At 53.2% G+C, this 20,396-nt stretch carries 16 protein-coding genes; 6 read left to right on the top strand and 10 right to left on the bottom strand.

Going from position 1 to position 20,396, the window contains the following annotated elements:
* Positions 1-309 precede the first annotated feature (309 nt).
* Positions 310-456: a hypothetical protein gene (locus tag WG929_RS11350; protein ID WP_416206105.1), complete on the top strand. Its 147-nt coding sequence runs from the start codon at positions 310-312 to the stop codon at positions 454-456.
* 58 nt (positions 457-514) lie between these two features.
* Here WG929_RS11350 and WG929_RS11345 read toward each other — a convergent pair whose 3' ends face one another.
* From WG929_RS11345 to gtfA, 6 genes are all read right to left on the bottom strand, one after another.
* Positions 515-673 carry a transposase gene (locus tag WG929_RS11345; protein ID WP_416206108.1) on the bottom strand — a complete coding sequence of 53 codons (159 nt, stop codon included), beginning with the start codon at positions 671-673 and terminating at the stop codon, positions 515-517.
* A gap of 262 nt (positions 674-935) precedes the next feature.
* Positions 936-1,373, bottom strand: a complete 438-nt coding sequence (locus WG929_RS11340) for a hypothetical protein (RefSeq protein ID WP_416206104.1) — start codon at positions 1,371-1,373, stop codon at positions 936-938.
* On the bottom strand, positions 1,370-1,762 hold the full coding sequence (locus tag WG929_RS11335) for a transposase (protein WP_416206103.1): 393 nt from the start codon (positions 1,760-1,762) through the stop codon (positions 1,370-1,372). The genes WG929_RS11340 and WG929_RS11335 overlap by 4 nt, the downstream gene beginning before the upstream one ends.
* A gap of 30 nt (positions 1,763-1,792) precedes the next feature.
* Positions 1,793-2,089, bottom strand: coding sequence for a group II intron maturase-specific domain-containing protein (locus WG929_RS11330; protein ID WP_416206107.1), 297 nt, complete (start codon positions 2,087-2,089; stop codon positions 1,793-1,795).
* A 27-nt stretch (positions 2,090-2,116) separates the two neighbouring features.
* The gene (locus WG929_RS11325) at positions 2,117-2,419 is read right to left on the bottom strand and encodes an integrase core domain-containing protein (protein ID WP_416206102.1); all 303 of its coding nucleotides are present in this window, start codon (positions 2,417-2,419) and stop codon (positions 2,117-2,119) included.
* A gap of 212 nt (positions 2,420-2,631) precedes the next feature.
* A complete protein-coding gene (gtfA, locus tag WG929_RS11320; protein WP_416206101.1) occupies positions 2,632-4,074 on the bottom strand; it encodes a sucrose phosphorylase in 1,443 nt (480 codons plus the stop codon).
* A 203-nt stretch (positions 4,075-4,277) separates the two neighbouring features.
* Here gtfA and WG929_RS11315 point away from each other — a divergent pair, with 203 nt between their 5' ends.
* Positions 4,278-5,009 carry a TrmH family RNA methyltransferase gene (locus WG929_RS11315; RefSeq protein ID WP_416206100.1) on the top strand — a complete coding sequence of 244 codons (732 nt, stop codon included), beginning with the start codon at positions 4,278-4,280 and terminating at the stop codon, positions 5,007-5,009.
* Between the two features lie 60 nt (positions 5,010-5,069).
* Positions 5,070-6,002: an NAD(P)-dependent oxidoreductase gene (locus WG929_RS11310; RefSeq protein WP_416206099.1), complete on the top strand. Its 933-nt coding sequence runs from the start codon at positions 5,070-5,072 to the stop codon at positions 6,000-6,002.
* Here the strand turns inward: WG929_RS11310 and WG929_RS11305 are convergent.
* A complete protein-coding gene (locus tag WG929_RS11305) occupies positions 5,977-6,597 on the bottom strand; it encodes a 3'-5' exonuclease (protein WP_416206098.1) in 621 nt (206 codons plus the stop codon). The two genes, WG929_RS11310 and WG929_RS11305, sit on opposite strands and share 26 nt — an antisense overlap.
* The gene (locus WG929_RS11300; protein ID WP_416206097.1) at positions 6,597-8,396 is read right to left on the bottom strand and encodes a DUF294 nucleotidyltransferase-like domain-containing protein; all 1,800 of its coding nucleotides are present in this window, start codon (positions 8,394-8,396) and stop codon (positions 6,597-6,599) included. Before WG929_RS11300 ends, WG929_RS11305 begins: the two co-directional genes overlap by 1 nt.
* 266 nt (positions 8,397-8,662) lie before the next feature.
* On the opposite strand from WG929_RS11300, the gene WG929_RS11295 reads away from it, so the two are divergent.
* Complete coding sequence (locus tag WG929_RS11295; protein WP_416206096.1) at positions 8,663-12,094, top strand: PAS domain-containing hybrid sensor histidine kinase/response regulator; 3,432 nt, start codon at positions 8,663-8,665, stop codon at positions 12,092-12,094.
* 77 nt (positions 12,095-12,171) lie between these two features.
* Here WG929_RS11295 and WG929_RS11290 read toward each other — a convergent pair whose 3' ends face one another.
* Together WG929_RS11290 and acs are read right to left on the bottom strand one after the other, a co-directional pair.
* A complete protein-coding gene (locus WG929_RS11290) occupies positions 12,172-12,855 on the bottom strand; it encodes a response regulator (RefSeq protein ID WP_416206095.1) in 684 nt (227 codons plus the stop codon).
* A 173-nt stretch (positions 12,856-13,028) separates the two neighbouring features.
* Positions 13,029-14,978 carry an acetate--CoA ligase gene (gene acs / locus WG929_RS11285; protein WP_416206094.1) on the bottom strand — a complete coding sequence of 650 codons (1,950 nt, stop codon included), beginning with the start codon at positions 14,976-14,978 and terminating at the stop codon, positions 13,029-13,031.
* Positions 14,979-15,532: 554 nt separating this feature from the next.
* Between acs and WG929_RS11280 the strand changes: the two genes are divergently transcribed.
* Positions 15,533-16,651, top strand: a complete 1,119-nt coding sequence (locus tag WG929_RS11280; protein WP_369855469.1) for a DcaP family trimeric outer membrane transporter — start codon at positions 15,533-15,535, stop codon at positions 16,649-16,651.
* 745 nt (positions 16,652-17,396) lie between these two features.
* Positions 17,397-20,384, top strand: a complete 2,988-nt coding sequence (locus WG929_RS11275; RefSeq protein WP_416206093.1) for a hypothetical protein — start codon at positions 17,397-17,399, stop codon at positions 20,382-20,384.
* Positions 20,385-20,396 lie beyond the last annotated feature (12 nt).

The raw sequence follows: 20,396 nt of genomic DNA, 5'->3' as shown, positions 1-20,396 counted from the left end.
AGGCCTCCATGACGACTCTGGAGGGTGTTTGCTCCAGCATGAATTGCCTGAATTTCTCCCGGCTGAGGCGTAATTGTTTTGATACCTTGTTGTGCCCGGAGACGATGCAGATCTGAAAAACGGACTTTGCAAGATCGATGGCGATGGTACTAATATTGTTCATGTGGACGCTCCTCATATTGACATTTTGCTCGTAACAAAACCTTAGCGCATTTGACGCTGGATCCTATGGGGAGCGTCCATCTCATCATCTATTTAATCCTGCACGGCTCTGCGCGAGTGTTGCCGTTGTTCAGGGCAAGGCGGCGAATGCAGCGAAATGACGAGTCCTTTTCACATTCATCAACACCGCACTGGACGGCGGCAACCCGCGCCCTTCGGGGGCTGCCGGCTGATCTCGACTCGGTGTCGCCGACGTTTGACTTGACCCGTCAGGCCTGCAAGTCGGCTTCGTGATTCGACACCCTCCGGTAGCCCAGAGTGAGCACCGGATTAAATAGATGTCCCCAATAGCTCATTCTCGGTGACCGCTTCTCAATATTGTGCACCACACTGAATAATTGCCACTGCGCTTGCACTTTCTTTTACCCCTCAGGCTGAATCGCTTCAAGCCTTTATTATATTCAATATTGGCAAACACTGGCTCCACCGTCGACATCCTGTGGCTGTCAATTCGTTTACCTTCATCACTGTCGATACGCCTGGTTGCTCGTATCGTCCTGATACTTGCCCTTCGGGCTGACGCACCGATCGGCTCCTGGCAGATTGGTCATCCAACCCGTGTACGTCGGTACCTTGCTGTACACTCGGAATGAGACTTGCCTCCCCGAGCCTTTACGATGATCCGCAAAGGATGGATTGACCATTTAATCGGGCACACCCGACAAGCTAACAGTCGTCCAGTAAAATAAGCCGTCTGGTTTCCCCTGATCATCTTATCTGAGGCCATTAAACGTCAGTTCATGTCCCTGTGGGCAAATACACGCTTGCTTCACGGAATCGTAGTCAAATTCACTGGTCGGGATTTGCTTGTGACACTCGCTTTTGTGGTGTTCTTCATGGCGGTGGCCATACTTCTCTTTTTGTTCGTCAAAGCGTTCATCTCGGGAGCGAAACCGGTAATACACCGACGCCGGTGGTTGGTCCTGATACTCAGTGCTACTCAACACGGCCTTTACTTGAGCGCTCTCTTCGACACTCAAGGCGCGTGGCTGTTGGATATCCTTGCGCTTTCGTCGGTGTGGGCTCACCGGCCCGCAAAAATGATAACGGGCGTGTATGGCACGAAAGGTATTACGACCAATATCCAGCACGTGACAAGCAAGGCGTTCAGAAATACCGGAGGGTAATGGTGCCTGCAGCAACTGATTCATGACGCGTCCTCGTCGAGCATGTCCAGTAGATCCAAGGCTTTTTTTTGGAGCGTCAGGCAGCCATTCTGAATCTCGATCTGCTTGCGTAGCCGGTCGTTCTCTTTTTCGAGCTGTTCGATACGCTTCTGCTCAAGGGTCTTCTTCGGCGCGGGACCCGGGGCGGATTTTGTCAAACCATCCAGCCCTTGCTCATCCCGTTCCCGACGCCATTGAGACAATTGATTGGAATACAATTTTTCACGGCGCAGCAGTTCCCCTAACTCACCATGCTGGCAGGCCTCGGCTTGCTGGATGATGGATAACTTGTATTCGGTACTGAAGGCTCTGCGCACCCGCTTTTCCAGTGCGGGACTGGGATTAGCAGTGGTAGCAGGTTTTGGTATGGTCATTCTCCTGAGCGCCCTGACCTGATTTGGATGTTATCTCAAAATCCACTGGCTCAGGCTTAGGTTGACATACAGGGGCCCTTCGGATTTTAAGTAAGCAAGCGATAAAGCCTGATTGATCCCCGGAGTTTTAGCACTGCGCCACGGCCCTTTACTGGTGATACCACACGCAACTGCGGCCTGAACATGCACACCTAATCTCATTAAACTTCTTACTTTAGTGCGCGGCTTTCGCCACGGTCGCCAATAAGCCATTCGTACTCTACGCCTGATCCAATGATCTAAATCAACGCAGACTTGATAGCAATTGGCGATACCAAAGTAGTTTATCCAGCCACGTAAACCCGCTCTGTCACCCTAGTTGTCCAGTGCTGCTTGCCGGACTTGAGCGATTCCAATGTATTCTCCGCTAAACACCTGATGGAGCGTAAAACCGGCCAGGCTGCTGTGGTGGTGACCACGGTTGTACCAACGGACATAGCCCTCATTGCCATGTACCGCATGGTCGTCGCTGTCGAAGCGGCCCGGGTAGTCTTGCTGGTATCTCAGGGTCTTGAACTGTGATTCACTCGTCGTGTTGTCGTTGCTCACTCGGGGGCGGCTAAGACTGACGGTCATCGTCAACTCACCCTGCAAATCCAGGTGGCAATGGGCGGTCATGGGAGTGCCACGATCATGATGCCGCGTGAACGTCCCGGGTTCCAGGTTTCGGCAGCTGCATGGCATTGGCCATTACATTGTCTATTTTTAGCGCTCTGAGTGGAAACTGGTGATTGAGCTGGATGGTGATTCGCATTTTTCAGAACAGGCCCTGCAACCCCACCCCGGCCCTCCCCTTGATAAGGGGAAGCCGGGAGAAGGTCAGTTCTGGATCAGGCCTGAAATTCCTGCATTTCACCACTGGCTTCATCGGTGTAACTCAAACGCGCAGTATTGAACTGCAAATCCACAAACGCCCGACAGTAGTGCTCACCATGACGCCAGGCCATATCGACGCTGGCGCTGTTGGAGAAATTCAGCTCGAAGTGACCATCAAAGGCCGGATGTGAATTGCGGAAGCGCATCAGTTTCAGCAACCGTTGCACCACTGGTTTTTGCACTGCCTCACCCACTTCATCCATGCTGTAGTAATGCCGATTGATGTCACGTAACTCGCCCGTCTGCTCCATCAATTCGTGATCGTTTTCACCAGCCAGCAAGCCAACGTAATACACCTGCGGAATACCTGGGGTGAAAAACTGCACGGCGCGAGCGGCAATGTAGGCATCGTCGTTCTGCATCAGGGCATCGTAAAAAGTACAGGTGAGCTGGTAAATCGCCCCGACACTGTGAATATTGGCTGCCGACCGGCGCAAAATCGGATCGGCCGAGCGGTCGTTGATATTGTCGATCAGGATGCGGATTTTTTCATCCGGCAAGACCCCTTCGACATCTGGAATACAGATACCATCGTGAGTATCCAGCACGGTGACCATATTACGCGGACACATGCGTAACCAGTGTTTGAGGTATTCACTGTTGCCATCTAACAGCGAGTAGAGCAGCAACGGCGGCAAGGCAAAGCCATACGGGTGCATATTACGTCGGCCAATGGCGTACTGGTAGCTGGAGTGGTCATGCACTTCGGGCAGGATTTCTGCTCCCAGGCTCTGCGCCACTTCATTACACCAGTCAAGAGTCTGGTACACATCCGGCTCCACCAGGAAGCAGCTGGTACCAATACGCTTGGTGGTGTAACCAAAGGCATCCAGACGAAACAGTTTGACGCCCTTGTCGGTCAGAAAGCGGAAGGTGTTGGCAATATAATCAAAGGTCTGCTCAGAGTCGTAATTCAGGTCGATCTGGTGTTCGGTAAAGGTACACCACACCCGCCCCGTGCTGCCGTCAGCAAATACCACGTCCCGAAACGGCTCTTTCTCTTTACGAATGTGGATTTTCATCAGGTCGTCGTGACTGATTTCCCCCATTTCATCGACATCCACAAACAACGAAGCGTATGGCGATGCCTTGCCGTTGGCGAGGTAATCAATAAATTCTACCGATTCATCAGAGATATGATTCACCGTGACATCGGCACATACATCGTATTCCGCCGCAATTGCTTCGATGTCGCCCCAGTCGCCATAAACAGGGTCAACTTCCTTGTGGGTCAGGGGCGAAAAACCGGCGTCGGCATTGGACGGGTAAAACGGCAAAATATGAACGCCACCAATGGCGTCGGTGAAGTGAGTATTAAGAACGGTATGCAAATCTTTCAGGCTGTTCCCGAGTCGGTCGGGGTAACAGATCATCTGGACGGCATTTCGAAGAGCCATAAGGACCTCTTGGCGGTTGCTGTCCGATCAAAGGCTGACGGTTGAGTTGAGCACATGCAAGCCAAAACCAGTCTCAACTCCCCAATCTGGCCAATTCACGAGACAGGAAAATTCACCTGAGTTGGCAACAGCAGACCGGGAAAATTCCCTGACAGCAGCCCAGACCGTACAATGTCCGGCTTAATAACCGTCGGAATATCCAGATGAAAGTTGATCTCGCCAAAAAGCTGCATCAGAAAAAATACCGTACCGAGACCGGCTATTATCTGGTGGAAGGCGAGCACCTGCTGCTGGAGCTGGAAAAATCTGCCATTCAGCAAGCCGAGCTGTTTGTCACTGCAGCCCATGAGCACTGGCCAACCCGGTTCCGCAAAACGCTGATTGGTGAGCGTCAGATGACGCAACTGTCGGATACCCACTCCCCGCAGGGGCTGGTCGCGGTCGTGCCAATGCAGGAAACCCTGGCGCGGGTACAACAAGTCAGTCAGGTGACAGCTCGTATCGAACGGGTGTTATACCTTTACCAGGTACAAGATCCCGGTAACCTCGGCACCATCTTGCGAACGCTGGCCTGGTTTGGCGGCTGGCGTTTACTGCTCAGCCCCGACAGTGTTGATCCGTTTAATCCCAAGGTAGTGCGCAGCAGCATGGGAGCAACCTTTCATGTGCCGGTGGAGCTGGATATAACACCCGATCAATTACAGGCCCGTTACCCCAGAATCGCCACTCTGGATATGGACGGCGAGCCGCTGTCGTCTCACCGCTTCGCTGAATTTGATGCCTACCTGTTTGGCAATGAAGCACGTGGCGTACCGCACGCCTTGCTTGAGCCACTGGGAGTGACGGCGTTTACTATTCACGGCAGCGGCCAGATTGAGTCGCTGAATCTGGCCGCTGCCGTGAACATGAGCCTGTACGAGTTACACCGTGGTTGATAACCACTCTCCCTCTTTGGCCAACAGCCAGAGTGACACCCACTCAGACGAGAAATAAAGATGAAAGCCGTATTTCTGGATGCCGACACGCTGAACGATGTCGATCTGACGCCGATTCGGGATTGTGTGAGTGAGTTGACCGTTTACGGCACCACTTCGCCAGCTGAACTCCACCAGCATATCGGGGATGCCGAGCTGATTATCACCAACAAGGTCAGAATTCCGGCGGAGGTGATGGCGGGTAAAAAAGGCATTCTGATTGTTGCCACCGGGCTCAATAACGTCGACCTCGAAGCCGCCCGGCAGCTGCAGCTGCCAGTGCTGAATGTCCAGAATTACGGCACCGCTTCGGTCGCCCAACACACCTTGATGCTGCTGCTGGCATTAGCCGCCCGGCTCCCCTTGTATCAACAGGATTTGTCCGCTGGTGCCTGGCAACAGAGTCCGTTCTTTTGTTTGTTGAACCATCCAACGCTGGAGTTAACCAACAAACGCCTGATTCTGGTCGGAGAAGGCACACTTGGCCGTGCGGTGGCACGTCTGGCTGAAGCCTTCGGTCTGCAGGTAGAATTTGCGGCACGTCCAGGCCAGGCAAAGGATCCCCGCCCGACCCTTAACAGCCTGCTGCCAACGGCAGATCTGCTGAGTTTTCACTGCCCTCTCACCGAGCACACCCGACACCTGCTGAATGCCGACAACCTGGCACAGATCAAACCCGGCTGTTTGGTGGTGAACTGTGCCAGGGGCAGCATCATTGATGAAGAGGCTGCCCTGAACGCCTTGCAACAAGGGCAACTGGGCGGACTGGCGGTGGATGTTTTGCCAACCGAGCCACCCGTCGCGGGTCATCCGCTGCTGCAAGCGCTCAATACCGGGCTGAATCTGATGGTAACGCCTCATAACGCCTGGATCAGTCCGCCAGCCCGCCAGAATATCGTTCAGCTGACCGCCGCCAATATCCGCCAGCTCAGCGCGGCGGACCAAAGCCGGTGAGTTTGATGTACATCAGCGCCGTGGAGATCACATCTCCCAGGGCGGTATGACGCTCGACGATGGGCACTTGCAGGTCTCTGGCCAACCCTTCGAACGTCAGATCCAGGTGCACTTCGTGAATATGGTGGCGGCGCTTGCTCTTAACGTAGATTTCCGACACTTCAATAAAACGATTGGGCAGCTTGAAGTTGTACAGTTCACGAATATAGCGATTCAGAATGGCGCGGTCGTATTCGATATAAAACCCGCAGATTGGCCGATTGCCGATAAAATCCAGCAACTTTTCAATCGCTTCCGCCAGCGCAACCCCTTCCATGCGGTCTTCACGACGCAAGTAGTGCACCCGCACCGCTTTCGGGTCGGTCACGGCGTCCGAGCGAATGGTCAGATCCAGCGCTTCGGTCAAACGGATCTGGTTACCACGCACCCGTACCGCCGCGACACTCAGTAATTCGCCTCTTTTTTTGTCGAACACACTGGTTTCGCAATCCAGCACCACCACCTCATCGCCATCATATGGATCGGCAAGATGAGACCAGCGGCCTTCCGGCAGCATCCGCCGTGGCAGACGCTCTTCTATCCAGCGACGTAGCATCAGAAGTTCTCCAGATGAAAGTGCTGCACCAGTTGCTGCTTGAATTTTTTCACCCGATGCAAGGCATGGCGCAGCATGTTGCGATCGACACTGCGTAGCTGGTTGATATCCAATTGCTGGCTAAGGCCACGATTGGGGGTTTCACTCTCCAGCTGCTGCCGTAACCGCACCCGCAAAAAGAACACCAGCGCATCACGCAAGCCCTGCGCGGTCTCGCTATCCAGCACGCCTTTTTCCGTCAATATAGCCAGCCGTTCGAGGCTGTTGCATTCGTCTATCGCATGTTCGAATGCCAACGCCCGTACGCCGTGAACCAATGGGAAAATCGCCCCTTTCTTGATGTCGATCTTGCCGTGATCCTCACGAATGTTACCCAAAAAGGTCAGCGGGGTTTCAAACTGCAACGCCGATTTGGCAAAGCGCGCCGACACGATACTGGAACGCAGGGTCTCCAGTTGCCAGCTGGCCTTGATCGGCCAGAACAATTCCGGATTGCCACACACCGGTTCACCATCCATAAAAATAGCCATATTCATCATTGCATCCGGCTTGCCGGAATGCAGCCAGCGATCCACTCGCTCTTGCCAGCCTTCAACGGTATGAATCCAGCTGTCGTTAATAAACATCACCCCACCCGGACAGGGCGGATAACCAAAATCCAGCAACGCCTGATGTAATTGTTGCAGCAGCGGCAAGACCGCTTCACGGTCGTGCTCGTTATCCAAAATAATAGCGTTGTCCTGGTCGGTCTTGAGGATCTGCTCGCCACGCCCCTCACTGCCCAGCACCAGAATACAGACCGACTGGCGCAAACGTTGCGGAAAGATCAGTTCGAACGCCTTGAATATCAGCCGCCGGTTGAGCGTGGTCACCAGCTCCATCAGTGCGGTGATTTTCACACCTTGGCCATTCAGGGTTTCGATCAGGGTTTCCACCCGCTTCGCCGCTACGACCAGTTCTTTCAGCGACTTGGCCTGATCGATTCGCATGGCGATGATGTGCGAGTGGGTAGAAAAGGTACTGAGCATATCCATCAGCTCCAGCAAGCCGACGATCTGGCCTTCCTTGCGCACCACCACCCGTTCGATTTTATGCTGGGTCATTTTGAGCAGGGCGCTGAACAAAAACTCGCCATACTCAACGCCGATCAGGTTGAACTGGGCGATGTCGGCAGCGCGAGTCTGTTTGGTCTTGTCACCAATCAGGGTCGCCTTGATCAGATCAGTGCCGGTCAGAATGCCGATGTCCTGGCCGTTACGAACCAGCAGGGCATCGTGTTTTTTCTCGAACATCAACGCCGCAACGCGTGCCAGACTGGTTTGGGCCGAGACATACACCGGCGGACGAATCACATCGTCATCCACCCGCGACAGAATAAATTCCGACACGCTGGAGTCCTGGCGCTCCACCATCGACTGCTGGGTGCCGAGGTCGGTATTGAAATAGACGGAAAAATCGCCCGACTGCTCCAGCAACTGGATAAAATCGTCGGCCCGCAACAAGTAGCACAGCGTCTCTTCCACCGCCGCGAAGGTATGTTTGCAACTCTTTTCCAGTACCGCCCGGACGTCAAACAAGTCTTCCTTGCCGTATTGGGAGAATACCTGACCATTTTCAGGGTCACGCTCTTCCACCACTCCTTTGTAAATAATGTAGATACCGGGAGCTTGATCACCCTGTTGCAGAATCGGTGCACCCGCATTAAAAAACACCAGATCAAGACGGCTGGTCAGCCAATCGAGTTGATCAGCATCAAGAAAAGAAAATGGCGGCTGGTTGAGGTTGATCTGAATGGTCATACAGGCCTCCAACGGCGGTTGAGCCGCTCGTTATTGTTGTTCTGTTTACTGCTATTGGCATAGTGGCGGATTGTCCGTGATCAAACCATGTGACTAAAGCAGACACCCCGGCCACGGCTGACGGATTCCTGCATGCCGACACTGTGCTACCTTAGTATTACCATCACGGGCGGGCTAACCGACCAGTGCGGCTCACATGGTATGCTCACCCGTTCGCCATGCGGCGCTGCTACTCACGCCAACCACTTCTAACAATAAGGGTGCTTATGATCCCGGTATGGCAACTGGTGACTATTTCTGTTCTGTATATAGCCACGCTATTCTGGATTGCCTGGTATGGTGACCGGCGCTCCCATGAAGGCCGTCCGATTCATAACACCGGACTGGTCTACAGTTTGTCTCTGGCAGTGTACTGCACCTCATGGACGTTTTATGGTGCGGTAGGTCAGGCCGCATCCAGTGGCTGGAGCTTTTTGTCGATCTACATCGGCCCCATGCTGTTTTTGCTCTTTTATTGGCGTTTGCTGGCCAAAATCACCCGTATTGCCAAAGAAAAGCGCATCACTTCTATTGCCGATTTTATTGCCACCCGCTATGGCCGCGACCATACCCTGGCGGTACTGGTTACCCTGGTCGCCATTCTCTGCGTCGTGCCTTATATCGCGTTGCAACTCAAAGCCATTTCGACCACCTTTGAGCTGTTAACGCTGCCACTCGGGCGTAATGTCATGGGGGTGCACCATTTCTGGGAAGATACGGCGTTTTACATCAGCCTGGCGATGGCCTCGTTTGTGATTATCTTTGGTACCCGTGATATCGATGCCAGTGAACAGCACCCCGGCATGATCCTGGCTATCGCCTTTGAGTCGGTGATCAAGCTGGTCGCCTTTGTTGCCGTCGGCATCTGGGTCATGACCTTTCTTTATGACTACCCGTCGGAACTGCTGGAGCTGACCACCCAGGTGTTACCCGATCATCCATTGCTGAATAACAACATCATCAGTCTGTCGTTTCTGCTGCAAACCTTACTGGCAGGGTTTGCCGTACTGGGCTTGCCACGGCAGTTTCAGGTATCGGTTATTGAAAACGAATCGTCCCAGCATATTCGTACGGCGCGTATTCTGTTCCCGCTTTATCTGTTTCTGATGATGCTGTTTGTGGTGCCGATCGCCCTGACAGGGCACCTGTTTATGCAAGACATCGGTTTTGCCCCGGATACCTATGTCCTCAGCCTGCCCGTTGCCCTCGGCCAGGAAAGCCTGGCCGTTATGGCCTTTATTGGCGGTGGCAGTGCCGCCACTGGCATGATCATTGTCGCGACTATTGCCGTCAGTACCATGGTCTCCAACGAACTGATCCTGCCGGCCTTTTTCCGCCAACAAGACAACGAGGACCTGCAACACTCCAGCAAGGTAAGGACACTGGTGCTGACCGTGCGGCGACTGGTGATTCTGGTGATGATTCTGGGCTCTTATCTGTTTTATCGGCTGGTCGGCGAGTTCGACTCACTGGCGGCGATCGGGATGCTGTCGTTTGCCGCCGCAGCGCAGTTTGCACCGCCGCTGATCGGCGGTCTGCTGTGGCAGGGAGGCAATCGACAGGGCGCAATTGCCGGTTTGATCGCCGGGACCAGTGCCTGGTTTTATGGCCTGATGTGGCCATTTATCACCCAGAATCTGCCCGGCATGCGAGGTAATAATCTGGTGCATATGGTCAGCAACCTGAACCTCGATGACTTCAGTACCGGGGTTATGCTCAGCTTGCTGGCCAACCTGTTTTTCTATGTGCTGTTCTCGGTCGTCACCAATGCCTCGGTACGTGAACGAATGCTTGCCGGTGATTTCACCAGCGCCCATGCCATGAATCAGAATGATCGGCTGACCCCCGCCTTTGACTGCAAGGTGGATGACGTGCGGGTGGTACTGGAACGTATTCTCGGCTTCCGCAAAACCGATGATTTTTTCAACGACTATCAATCTCGCCACGGCATCCAGTACGACAATGCCATCGCTACCAGCACCCTGATTCAGGAAGCCGAAAAACTGCTGGCTTCGGTCGTTGGTTCTTCATCAGCACGGGTGATTTTCTCAACCCTGCTGGGTGGCGAGCGCATCCAGATTCGCGATCTGACCTTCCTTGCCAGCGAAGCCAGCCAGGCCTTTTCAATGAGCAGGGAACAACTGCAGGCGGCACTGGAAAACCTGCAACAAGGCGTCAGCGTGGTGGACCGTGATCTGAAACTGGTGGCCTGGAACCGGCGTTACCTGGAAATATTCAATTACCCGTCCAGTTTTATCCATACCGGCAAACCTATTCAGGAAGTCATTGCGTTTAATGCCGGGCGTGGTTTCTGCGGCACCGGAGACATCGCCGAGCAGGTAAACCGCCGTATGGTTTTCCTCAGTTCCGGATCAGCCCACCAGTTTGAACGGCTGTTACCGAATGGTGTGGTGATTTATATGCAGGGGCATCCAATGCCTGACGGCGGATTTGTGACCAGCTTCACCGATATTACCGTGCACCGCCGGGCCGAACAGGCGTTAAAGGAAGCGAATGTCTCACTGGAGCGCCGGGTAGAAAAAAGTTCTCAGAAACTGGACGATTTAACCTCCCAGTTAATTGAAGCAAATAACTCCAAAACCCGCTTTCTGGCGGCCACCAGTCACGACTTGATGCAGCCACTCAACGCCGCCAAGCTGTTTGCCTCAACACTTAGCCAGAAGCACCTCAATGAAGAACAACAGGGCCTGCTGAACCACCTCGAAGGTGCCTTACAATCGTCAGAAGATGTGTTATCGGTACTGGTCGAAATTGCCGGTGCCATGGAACCGGTGTTGCACCCGGTGCAACTGAGTACCGTGCTGAAACCCCTGCGTGACGAATTTACCGCGCTGGCAGCCGACAAGGGCCTGCAACTGAGGGTACGCCCCTGTGAGGACATCTGGGTCACCAGTGACGCTCACTGGCTGCGCCGCATTTTACAGAACCTGCTCAGTAACGCGGTGCGCTATACCCACCATGGCAGCGTATTATTGGGCTATCGGCGCCGCCACAACCGCATTGTGGTACAGGTATGGGATACCGGTCAGGGTATACCGGCCAACAAGCTGCAGGAAATTTTTGGTGAATTCAAACGGCTGAACGAGGGTAAACAGGATATCAAAGGCCTCGGACTCGGTCTGGCGATTGTCGACCGGATGACCAAACGTATGGATCACCAGGTCAGCGTACGATCCATCCCTGGCAAGGGCACCTGCTTCAGCCTGACTCTCCCCCTCGCCCCGGCCGACGTTACTCGGCTGGACAATCACGACCAGACCGTTATCGCTAGCGCCAGTTTTGAGGGCATTCCCACCTTTTGTATCGACAACGATGATGAAGTGCTTGCCGGCATGCAGGCGCTGCTAGGCAGTTGGCACTGTGATGTGTACGCCTGCAAGGATCTGGAAATGACCCGACAGGTTCCCTTCAAGCCCGCCGTTATGCTGGCGGACTATCAGCTGGACAACGATGAAACCGGCCTGCAGGCCATGTCGTACCTGCGCGAGCGGTTTGGCGACCAGGCGATTCCCGGCATTCTGATTTCAGCCGACCCGCGCCAGTCAGTCGCCGAAGAAGCCAAGGCGCTGGGGTATTACTTTTTGCGTAAGCCGATACGCCCGGCCGCCTTGAGGGCCTTGATCCGCCGACTGGTTTAACCCACCTCCGCCCTGCTCTGAGGAACCACAACGTCGGCTTCTATCACCACGTACCAGGGTGCCAAACAAGCCAGCGATCAGCTCCCTGCTTGTGCATTCGCCATCTGGGTATCCGGTTTTTCAATATCCAGACTTTGCACCGCAATCACCGCCTGGGTTCGGGTACGCACACCCAGCTTGCGAAAAATAGCGGTGACGTGGGCCTTGATGGTGGCTTCACTGACTTCAAGATCGTAGGCTATCTGCTTGTTCAACATCCCTTCCGCCATCATGGTCAGCACACGAAATTGCTGCGGCGTCAGGCTGGCGAGGCGCTCGGCGATATCCAACGCATTCTGATTAGGGTGATGCTGATGACGACGTGCGACATCGGGTAAATACAACTCGCCTTCCAGTACCTTGCGAATAGCAATGGCAATATCTTCTAGCGGCGAGGATTTGGCAATGTATCCCGAGGCCTGGTGATCCAGCGCCTGACACATAATGGCCGGGTCTTCACAGGCCGACACCACAATCACGGGAATTTCCGGGTAGTGAGAACGTAAGAATACCAACCCCGAATAACCGTGGGCACCGGGCATTTGCAGATCGAGCAAGATCAGATCGGCATCGGAATGCTGCTCAACGACACGTTGTAATTCCGGCAGCGAGTCCGCTTGGGGGATATCGGCATCGGGTACTAACTGTTTCACGGCCTGATGCATAGCGGTACGAAATAAAGGGTGATCGTCTGCAATAATTATTTTTTGGGCAAGCTGCATGGGGGTCCTCCTGAGCGAACAGCGCTTGCTGTTCGGTGATGCCTCCGGTCGGTCAGGCCGGATCATCTTAAACGGGCTGTAAAGCCGACAAAAAACAACGCCGACTGCAGAACCAACTGCAACCGGCGTGTTTGAGTCTGATCGATCAGCGCCTGTGAATCAACGTCTGTTAATCAGCGATTTTTACGATTCTCAATCAGGCTGTCGACCACAGAAGGATCCGCCAGCGTCGAGACATCACCCAATGCATCGTGCTCGTTGGCAGCAATCTTGCGCAAAATACGACGCATGATCTTGCCAGAGCGGGTTTTCGGCAGTCCAGGGGTAATCTGGATCAGATCCGGCGTTGCCACCGGACCAATCTCGGTACGAACCCACTTGCGCAGCTCCTGCACCAGATCGTCACTGGCTTCTTCACCCGTGTTCAAAGTGACATAAACGTAGATACCCTGACCCTTGATGTCGTGTGGATAACCCACCACAGCGGCTTCTGCCACTTTCGGGTGAGCAACCAGGGCACTTTCAACTTCTGCGGTCCCCATGCGGTGACCGGAAACGTTGATGACGTCATCAACACGGCCAGTGATCCAGTAGTAACCATCTTCGTCACGACGGGCACCGTCACCGGTGAAGTACATGCCACGGAAGGTAGAGAAGTAGGTTTGGACAAAACGGTCGTGGTCACCAAAAACGGAACGGGACTGGCCCGGCCAGCTGTCCACCATGACCAGATTGCCTTCTGTTGCACCGTCCAGAATCATACCGGAGTTATCAACAATCGCTGGCTGAACACCAAAGAACGGCCGCGTCGCCGAACCCGGTTTCAGGGCTGTTGCGCCTGGCAGTGGCGTAATCATGATGCCGCCAGTCTCGGTCTGCCACCAGGTATCAACGATCGGGCAGTTGTCTTCACCGATGGTCTTGTTGTACCAGTCCCAGGCTTCCGGGTTGATGGGTTCACCCACAGAACCCAGCAACCGCAACGAGCTGCGAGAAGTCCCTTCCACCGCTGCCGTACCTTCAGCCATCAGTGAACGAATCGCTGTTGGCGCGGTGTAGAGGATATTCACCTGATGCTTGTCGACAATCTGGCACCAGCGGTTGATGGACGGATAGTTAGGCACACCTTCGGAAATCAGCGTGATACCGCCATTCAGCAGCGGGCCGTAAATCAGGTAGGTATGGCCAGTAATCCAGCCGACATCCGCCGTGCACCAGTACACATCACCATCGTGGTAATCGAACACATATTGGTGGGTAATGGAAGCCCACACCATATAACCGCCGGTAGTATGCACCACACCCTTGGGCTTGCCGGTGGAACCGGAGGTATACAGGATAAACAGCGGATCTTCAGAGTCCATCGCTTCTGCAGGACAGTTGGGCGACGCCAACGCAACCAGATCGTGGTACCAGACGTCACGATGAGGGTGCCACGCCACATCGGCACCGGTACGTTTGACGACAATGACTTTTTCCAGTGACTTGATCGCCGGGTTGGTCAGCGCTTCATCCACATTGGCCTTCAGTGCAACGGTGCGACCGGCACGAACCCCTTCGTCAGAAGTAATGACCAGCTTGGTATTGGAATCTTCAATACGTCCGGCCAGGGCTTCCGGCGAGAAACCACCAAATACCACTGAGTGAATGGCACCAATACGGGTACACGCCAGCATGGCAACGGCAGCTTCAGGAATCATCGGCATGTAAATACACACCACATCGCCACGACGAATGCCCTGGCCACGCAGTGCATTGGCAAAGCGCGAGACTTCTTCGTGCAGCTCTTTGTAGGTAATGTTTTTGCTCTCATCCGGGTTATCCCCTTCCCAGATGATGGCAGTCTGGTCACCACGAGTTTCCAGATGACGGTCAAGACAGTTGTAGGCCATATTGGTGGCACCGTCTTCAAACCAGCGAATATCGACGTTGTGATCGTCGAAGGATACATTGCGAACCTTGGTAAATGGACGCATCCAGTCGATACGTTCCATTGCTTGCTCACGCCAGAACCCTTCAGGGTTAATGACGGACTGCTGGTACATCTGCAGGTACTTGTCGTTATCAATCCAGGCTGAATCAGCAAACTCCGGTTTTACCGGATAAACCTTCTGGTCGCTCATGGTGTACTCCCCTCTTTTATTTTATGTTATCGCGCATTCCGTGTGTCCGGGGCAGCGATACAAACTGCTGACCCCATATTGGTCATTGGCGGGTGGGCAAAAAATTAGACAATGGTCTATTTATGGCGATTTGAATTTTTACCACGCCAGGATTGGACATTCCGTGCCACTGTAACGGCCCGTATTTCCCCGTTATTGCCAGACAACCCGCCTGTTTCAGTGTCTCACTGCCTGCCAGTCAGTGCTACTGCAGAGAATAAACCCGCCTCTATCGTCCGTCGCTTCCAATCACACCCAAACCCCTGCTGGGTGCGGATTTGTACCAGTCGACCGTTAAAAGAACAGGTAGCCAATAACCGTTGAAATAGCATGGTCATGAGCATAACACTGCTAAAAACGTAAGTTACATCAGCCATTTAGCCGATTTACTCAGCTATAGGTAGTTATACTAGTGCCTCTTTACCGGTACGACTTTTGGCTAATTTTATACCCGTAGAGGACTAACCCATAGTGGCCGCGCAGAACAATGATAATTACAAAAGGAGAGCGAGCACATGCGCAAAACCTCACTGATCCTGTTAGCCTCGGCAACCCTGCCGATGGCTGTACAGGCTGCAAACACAGAATTCAGTTACGGCGGCTACATCAAAATGGACGCTATGATATCCAACTACTCTGAAGGTGAAATTGCCTCGACCAGCAGTGGCCGTGACTTTTACGTTCCTTCAGCCACGCCAACCGGTAACACGGGCAACGACAGCAGCGCCTTCGATATGGGCGCTCAAACATCACGAATCAACTTCAAGACCGTCACCACCCTCAATTCTGGCGAAAAAGTGACTACCTTTGTTGAGATGGACTTCCTGACCGGGTCTGGCAACGAAGTGGTATCCAACTCCAATTCTCCACGTCTGCGCCATGCCTTCTTCAAGCATGGGAATTACACTTTCGGCCAGACCTGGTCAACCTTTATGAATACCGGTGCACTGTTGGAAACCGTCGATTTCCTCGGCGTCAGTGACGGCACCGTGTTCAACCGTCAGGCGCAAATCCGCTACACCAATGGTGGCTTGCAACTGGCACTGGAAAACCCGGCAACCACGGTCAACGGTGTTGGCAATACCGATGATTCTGCGCTGCCAGACATGATCGCACGCTACAACTTCAAGGCCGGCAATGCCGACCTGTCCGTTGCCGGTATTGCCCGTAACCTGGCTTATAAAGACGAAGCAAACAACATTGATGAATCCATCATGCGCTTCGGTATGAACGTTTCCGGTAAGCTGATGGTGGGTAAAGATGACCTGAAATTCAGCATCACCAAGGGTCATGTCGCCCGCTACGTTGGTCTAGCCATGTCCAGCGATGCGACGCTGACCAACAAGGGTGATCTGGTAGGCAATAACGTCACTGCGGCCTTTATCGGCTTCCGCCACCACTGGAACGACAGTGTTCGCAGCACCATTGGCTACAGTATGATCAATGCTGACAACCACGCTGATGCTGGCACCGCCGTTAATAAATCCTCCAAAAGCATGCGCGCCAACGTTATGTGGAGTCCGGCAGAGAAGATGACTTATGGTGTTGAGCTAAGCAAGGCAACATTGGAAAAAGAAAGCGGCGTTGATGGTGATATGACGCGGGCGCAGTTTACTGCCAAATACGCCTTCTGATTGATCCGTTCAAACAACAAACCCGACGTCATGTCGGGTTTTTTTATTTCGACTCTCCAGCGGATAAATATCCCAACCGCCTTTCTCGTATAAACCGTTTGCTCTTATTCAGAGCACCGCCTTAAGAAGTGGCCCAACTCGGCTTCCCGTCTATACACTGGCACCTGCTTGTGAAAAAAATTCATCAATAAGTCAAGTTATTGACATTTTTTTTGTTTTGCAGATCAAAAAATCCTGACTGCAGGATAACAACAGAATCAACTAATAAAAATGCTTTATATTCATTTTATCAATAACAAAAACACAAAATTTTACAAAAAATTACAAAAAAAATAAAAACCTCATGATAACGGCTGAATTAAAGTTAATTATTGAGAGATATATCACAAAACCAGCAAAGTCAGCCAATTTAAAAAAATACAGCAACAATGTGAAGGAAAAAATTAGAATTATGCATTATTAGAATCCAATAAACTGCCAGATTGTAGGAATACTTGTAATATCAATAACTTAAAAGCCATGAGCGCAAGCCATTCGATATAGTCAATAGATTGACTCCCATTATTAACATTCATACCATCGCCGCCTATTTTTTACTCAACTTCACAGGCGACCTGAATCGGCGCAAGGGGCTCTTTTGGTTATCGTTGGCAACACAACGGTTATCATTAAGTATTTCTGCAACGGTTTATTGCAGGCTACCAGCTCCCTGATCAAGAACCTTCTGCTAAGAATATTCTTATTATTGTTTACCGTATCGGCAGTCGCCAGTGAGCAAGTGACGTTGCGTGAAAGCTACGCAGGGAATCTGTCGTTTGAGCTCGGTGGTGGTACTTTCCGCGATGCGAACAACGAATGTCAGACCTTCAACACCTCATCGGACAATATTTCCCTTCCCGCCGGATCAAGCATCGAAGCCGCGTTTTTGTACTGGGCTGCCAGCGGCCAATCGAATGACAACCTGGTGGTCTTCAACGGCACCACGGTCACTGCCGACGAGATGTTTACCGAGACCTTCTATTTCAATAACCGCAACAACTACTCCTACGGTGCCCGGGCCAATGTCACCGATCTGGTCAGCAATAGCTCCAGTTCCTACAGCGTCAGCGGTGTAACCATTGATACCCAGACAAACTATTGCAATTCCGGCCTGGTGTTCGGCGGCTGGGCACTGGTTGTTATTTATGAAAATCCGTCTGAACCATTACGAGTGGTCAATCTGTTTGATGGCTACCAGGGGTTCCGCGATACCTTCATTAGTCTGACGCCCACCAACTTTGTGATCGCCGACAACCCGGCCGCCAAGGGCGGACGCCATGCTCACATAACCTGGGAGGGTGACTCGGGCAACTCGCAAACCCTGACCTACTCAGAGACACTGCTATTTAATGGCAATACCCTGATTGACAGCGGTAACCCTTCCAACAATCAGTTTAACTCCTATTCCAATGTCATTGGCAACACCAGTGGCGTTGACATCGATAGCTATGAGATTGGCAGCTATATCAGCGCTGGGGACACCTCAGTCACCACTACCTATTCATCCGGTGGTGACTATGTGCTGCTCAGTGCCGAAATCATCAGTGTGCCAAACCAGGCTGTCGCCGACATGACCATCACATCCAGCTCGGCGGCCAGCGTTTACCGGGGTTCGGATGCCAACTACACCCTGGCCATCACTAATAACGGCCCCAGCCTGGCACCCTCTGGTTCCGCTGTCACCATTCCGCTCAGTGATGGCCTGCTCCTGTCTGGCAGCGCGGGATCGGGCTGGAGTTGCAGCGCAACCACCAGTCTGGTGACTTGCAGCTATGCTGCCGCACTCAACGATGATGACAGCAGTCAGCCACTGAGTCTGTCTTTTGATACCAGCGCCACAACGCTCGACAGCATCAGCCTGACCGCCACGGTGAGCGGGCAAATATTTGATAACCGTTACTGGAACAACGACACCCCCCTTGAAATGACCATAGGTGCCCCGGACTTGAGCACCTCGGCCAAAACAGGCGAAGACGTGAACTCAGGCAACCTGGCACCAGGAGACACCTTGAGGTTCAGTATTAGCGTCGTCAACACCGGCACGATTAGCGCAACCGGCGTAACTGTCACCGATCACCTACCTTCACAAATCAATAGTTACACCCTTGTCAGTGCACCAGCCGGCAGCACCAACAACAGCGTCCCTGCACCCACAGGTGATTACGGTGCCGGTACCGTGGTGATCGATAACATCACCATTGCCGCCGGAGAAACAGAGACCATTGTTATTGAAGCCGTGATCAGTGCGGCGGCGGTTGATGGCGAAACTATCGACAACACAGCCACCATTACGGATGCACAGGGCAACAACCTGCAGGTGCAATCTGCCACCCTGACCGTGTCGACCACTTTTACCAGTGGCAGCAACAAGCCACTGTATTTGCAGAATGATCTGACTTTGACGCGGGTTGCCTCCACCAGCACCACAGCCATTACCCTTGCCGGTGCCGTCGGCGGCACATCGGCCTCCTGGACATTAACACCAGCGCTGCAAACCGATGTCAGCCTCGACTACAGCAGCGGCACGATTCCGGTTCAACTTATTCTCCAGTCTGAAGCAGGTGGTGGCGGCGGCGGTACTCGCAACCATAACCTGACCATACGCTTGTTGGCTGACGGCACCGAGATCGCCCGTTACGACAACAATTTGGGCATCAACAGAAACACCCCGACCCAATACTCGCTGGATTTAACCGTGACCAACCCTCTGGCGCTGTCCTCCGGCGACACTCTGAGCGTTGAAATCACCCAGCAAGCCTGTGGTGGCCGTAACGGTACCAACTGCCGTGATCTGTACGTCTATCCGTTCAGTTCCGGCAATAACAGCCAGATCAATCTGACTTCGAATACCGTTATTAATGTCAACAGCCTGGAACCCTACAGCTCTGCCTATGCCGCTGGTGCTGTGATGACCAGAGTGATTGAAAACTCGATCGTGTATTTGCGGGCTGTCGTCAGCGACCCGTTTGGCTATAGCGATATCACCAGCGCCCGCATGACCATCACAGATCCTGCCGGTAACCCGGTCAATGACAGTGGCGGGAATCCTGTCACCGACCGAGTACTAACGGCTGTTTCATCCAGCGGTGCCTATAACACCTACGAGCAGGCGATCGAGATACCGGATGGTGCCAGCAGTATTGGCAACTGGGTCGTCACCCTGACGGCCGACGAAGGGTATGAAGGTGATGTATACAGCAGCCGTAGCAAGGTAATTCAGGTCTATGGCCGCCCGGAGATGTCAATCACCAAAACGACGCTGGTGATTTATGACCCGGTCAACGGCAGCACCAATCCCAAGCGTATCCCCGGTGCAGAAATTCTGTACAGCCTGACCACCACCAATGCCGGAGACGGCACCGTGGATGAAAACACCCTCGTTATTGTCGACCCGGTGACCGATCTGATGCCGCTGTTTGTCAGTGATTTGCAGAATGGCAGCCCGGTTGTTTTTGTCGATGGCAGCCCCCCTAGCAACTTGACCTTTACCTTCGAGCAGCTCGACTCCAGCACCGACGATGTCGATTTTTCTGATGATAACGGCGCGACGTTTGGCTATGTGCCACAACCCGATGCAGGAGGATATGACGCGGCTGTCACGCATATTCGCCTGACGCCAAAAGGCGTGATGAGTGAATCCAATGGCAGCAGCAATCCAGCATTTTCCTTTCAATACCAAGTACTTGTAGAGTAACGGAGGTTTTTT

The sequence above is a fragment of the Oceanobacter antarcticus genome, assembly GCF_044962685.1.
In the GTDB taxonomy this organism is placed as follows: domain Bacteria; phylum Pseudomonadota; class Gammaproteobacteria; order Pseudomonadales; family Oceanobacteraceae; genus Oceanobacter; species Oceanobacter antarcticus.
The sequence above is the reverse complement of the archived record's forward strand: the minus strand, read 5'-3'. Positions and strand labels throughout refer to the sequence as shown.

Excerpts from the sequence above, each read along its gene's own strand:
- WG929_RS11305 (WP_416206098.1), bottom strand. The coding sequence starts at position 6,597 with ATGCTACGTCGCTGGATAGAAGAGCGTCTGCCACGGCGGATGCTGCCG.
- WG929_RS11315 (WP_416206100.1), top strand. The coding sequence starts at position 4,278 with ATGAAAGTTGATCTCGCCAAAAAGCTGCATCAGAAAAAATACCGTACC.
- acs (WP_416206094.1), bottom strand. The coding sequence starts at position 14,978 with ATGAGCGACCAGAAGGTTTATCCGGTAAAACCGGAGTTTGCTGATTCA.
- WG929_RS11300 (WP_416206097.1), bottom strand. The coding sequence starts at position 8,396 with ATGACCATTCAGATCAACCTCAACCAGCCGCCATTTTCTTTTCTTGAT.
- WG929_RS11280 (WP_369855469.1), top strand. The coding sequence starts at position 15,533 with ATGCGCAAAACCTCACTGATCCTGTTAGCCTCGGCAACCCTGCCGATG.
- WG929_RS11325 (WP_416206102.1), bottom strand. The coding sequence starts at position 2,419 with ATGACCGCCCATTGCCACCTGGATTTGCAGGGTGAGTTGACGATGACC.
- WG929_RS11310 (WP_416206099.1), top strand. The coding sequence starts at position 5,070 with ATGAAAGCCGTATTTCTGGATGCCGACACGCTGAACGATGTCGATCTG.
- WG929_RS11335 (WP_416206103.1), bottom strand. The coding sequence starts at position 1,762 with ATGACCATACCAAAACCTGCTACCACTGCTAATCCCAGTCCCGCACTG.
- WG929_RS11295 (WP_416206096.1), top strand. The coding sequence starts at position 8,663 with ATGATCCCGGTATGGCAACTGGTGACTATTTCTGTTCTGTATATAGCC.
- WG929_RS11350 (WP_416206105.1), top strand. The coding sequence starts at position 310 with ATGCAGCGAAATGACGAGTCCTTTTCACATTCATCAACACCGCACTGG.
- WG929_RS11290 (WP_416206095.1), bottom strand. The coding sequence starts at position 12,855 with ATGCAGCTTGCCCAAAAAATAATTATTGCAGACGATCACCCTTTATTT.
- WG929_RS11340 (WP_416206104.1), bottom strand. The coding sequence starts at position 1,373 with ATGAATCAGTTGCTGCAGGCACCATTACCCTCCGGTATTTCTGAACGC.
- gtfA (WP_416206101.1), bottom strand. The coding sequence starts at position 4,074 with ATGGCTCTTCGAAATGCCGTCCAGATGATCTGTTACCCCGACCGACTC.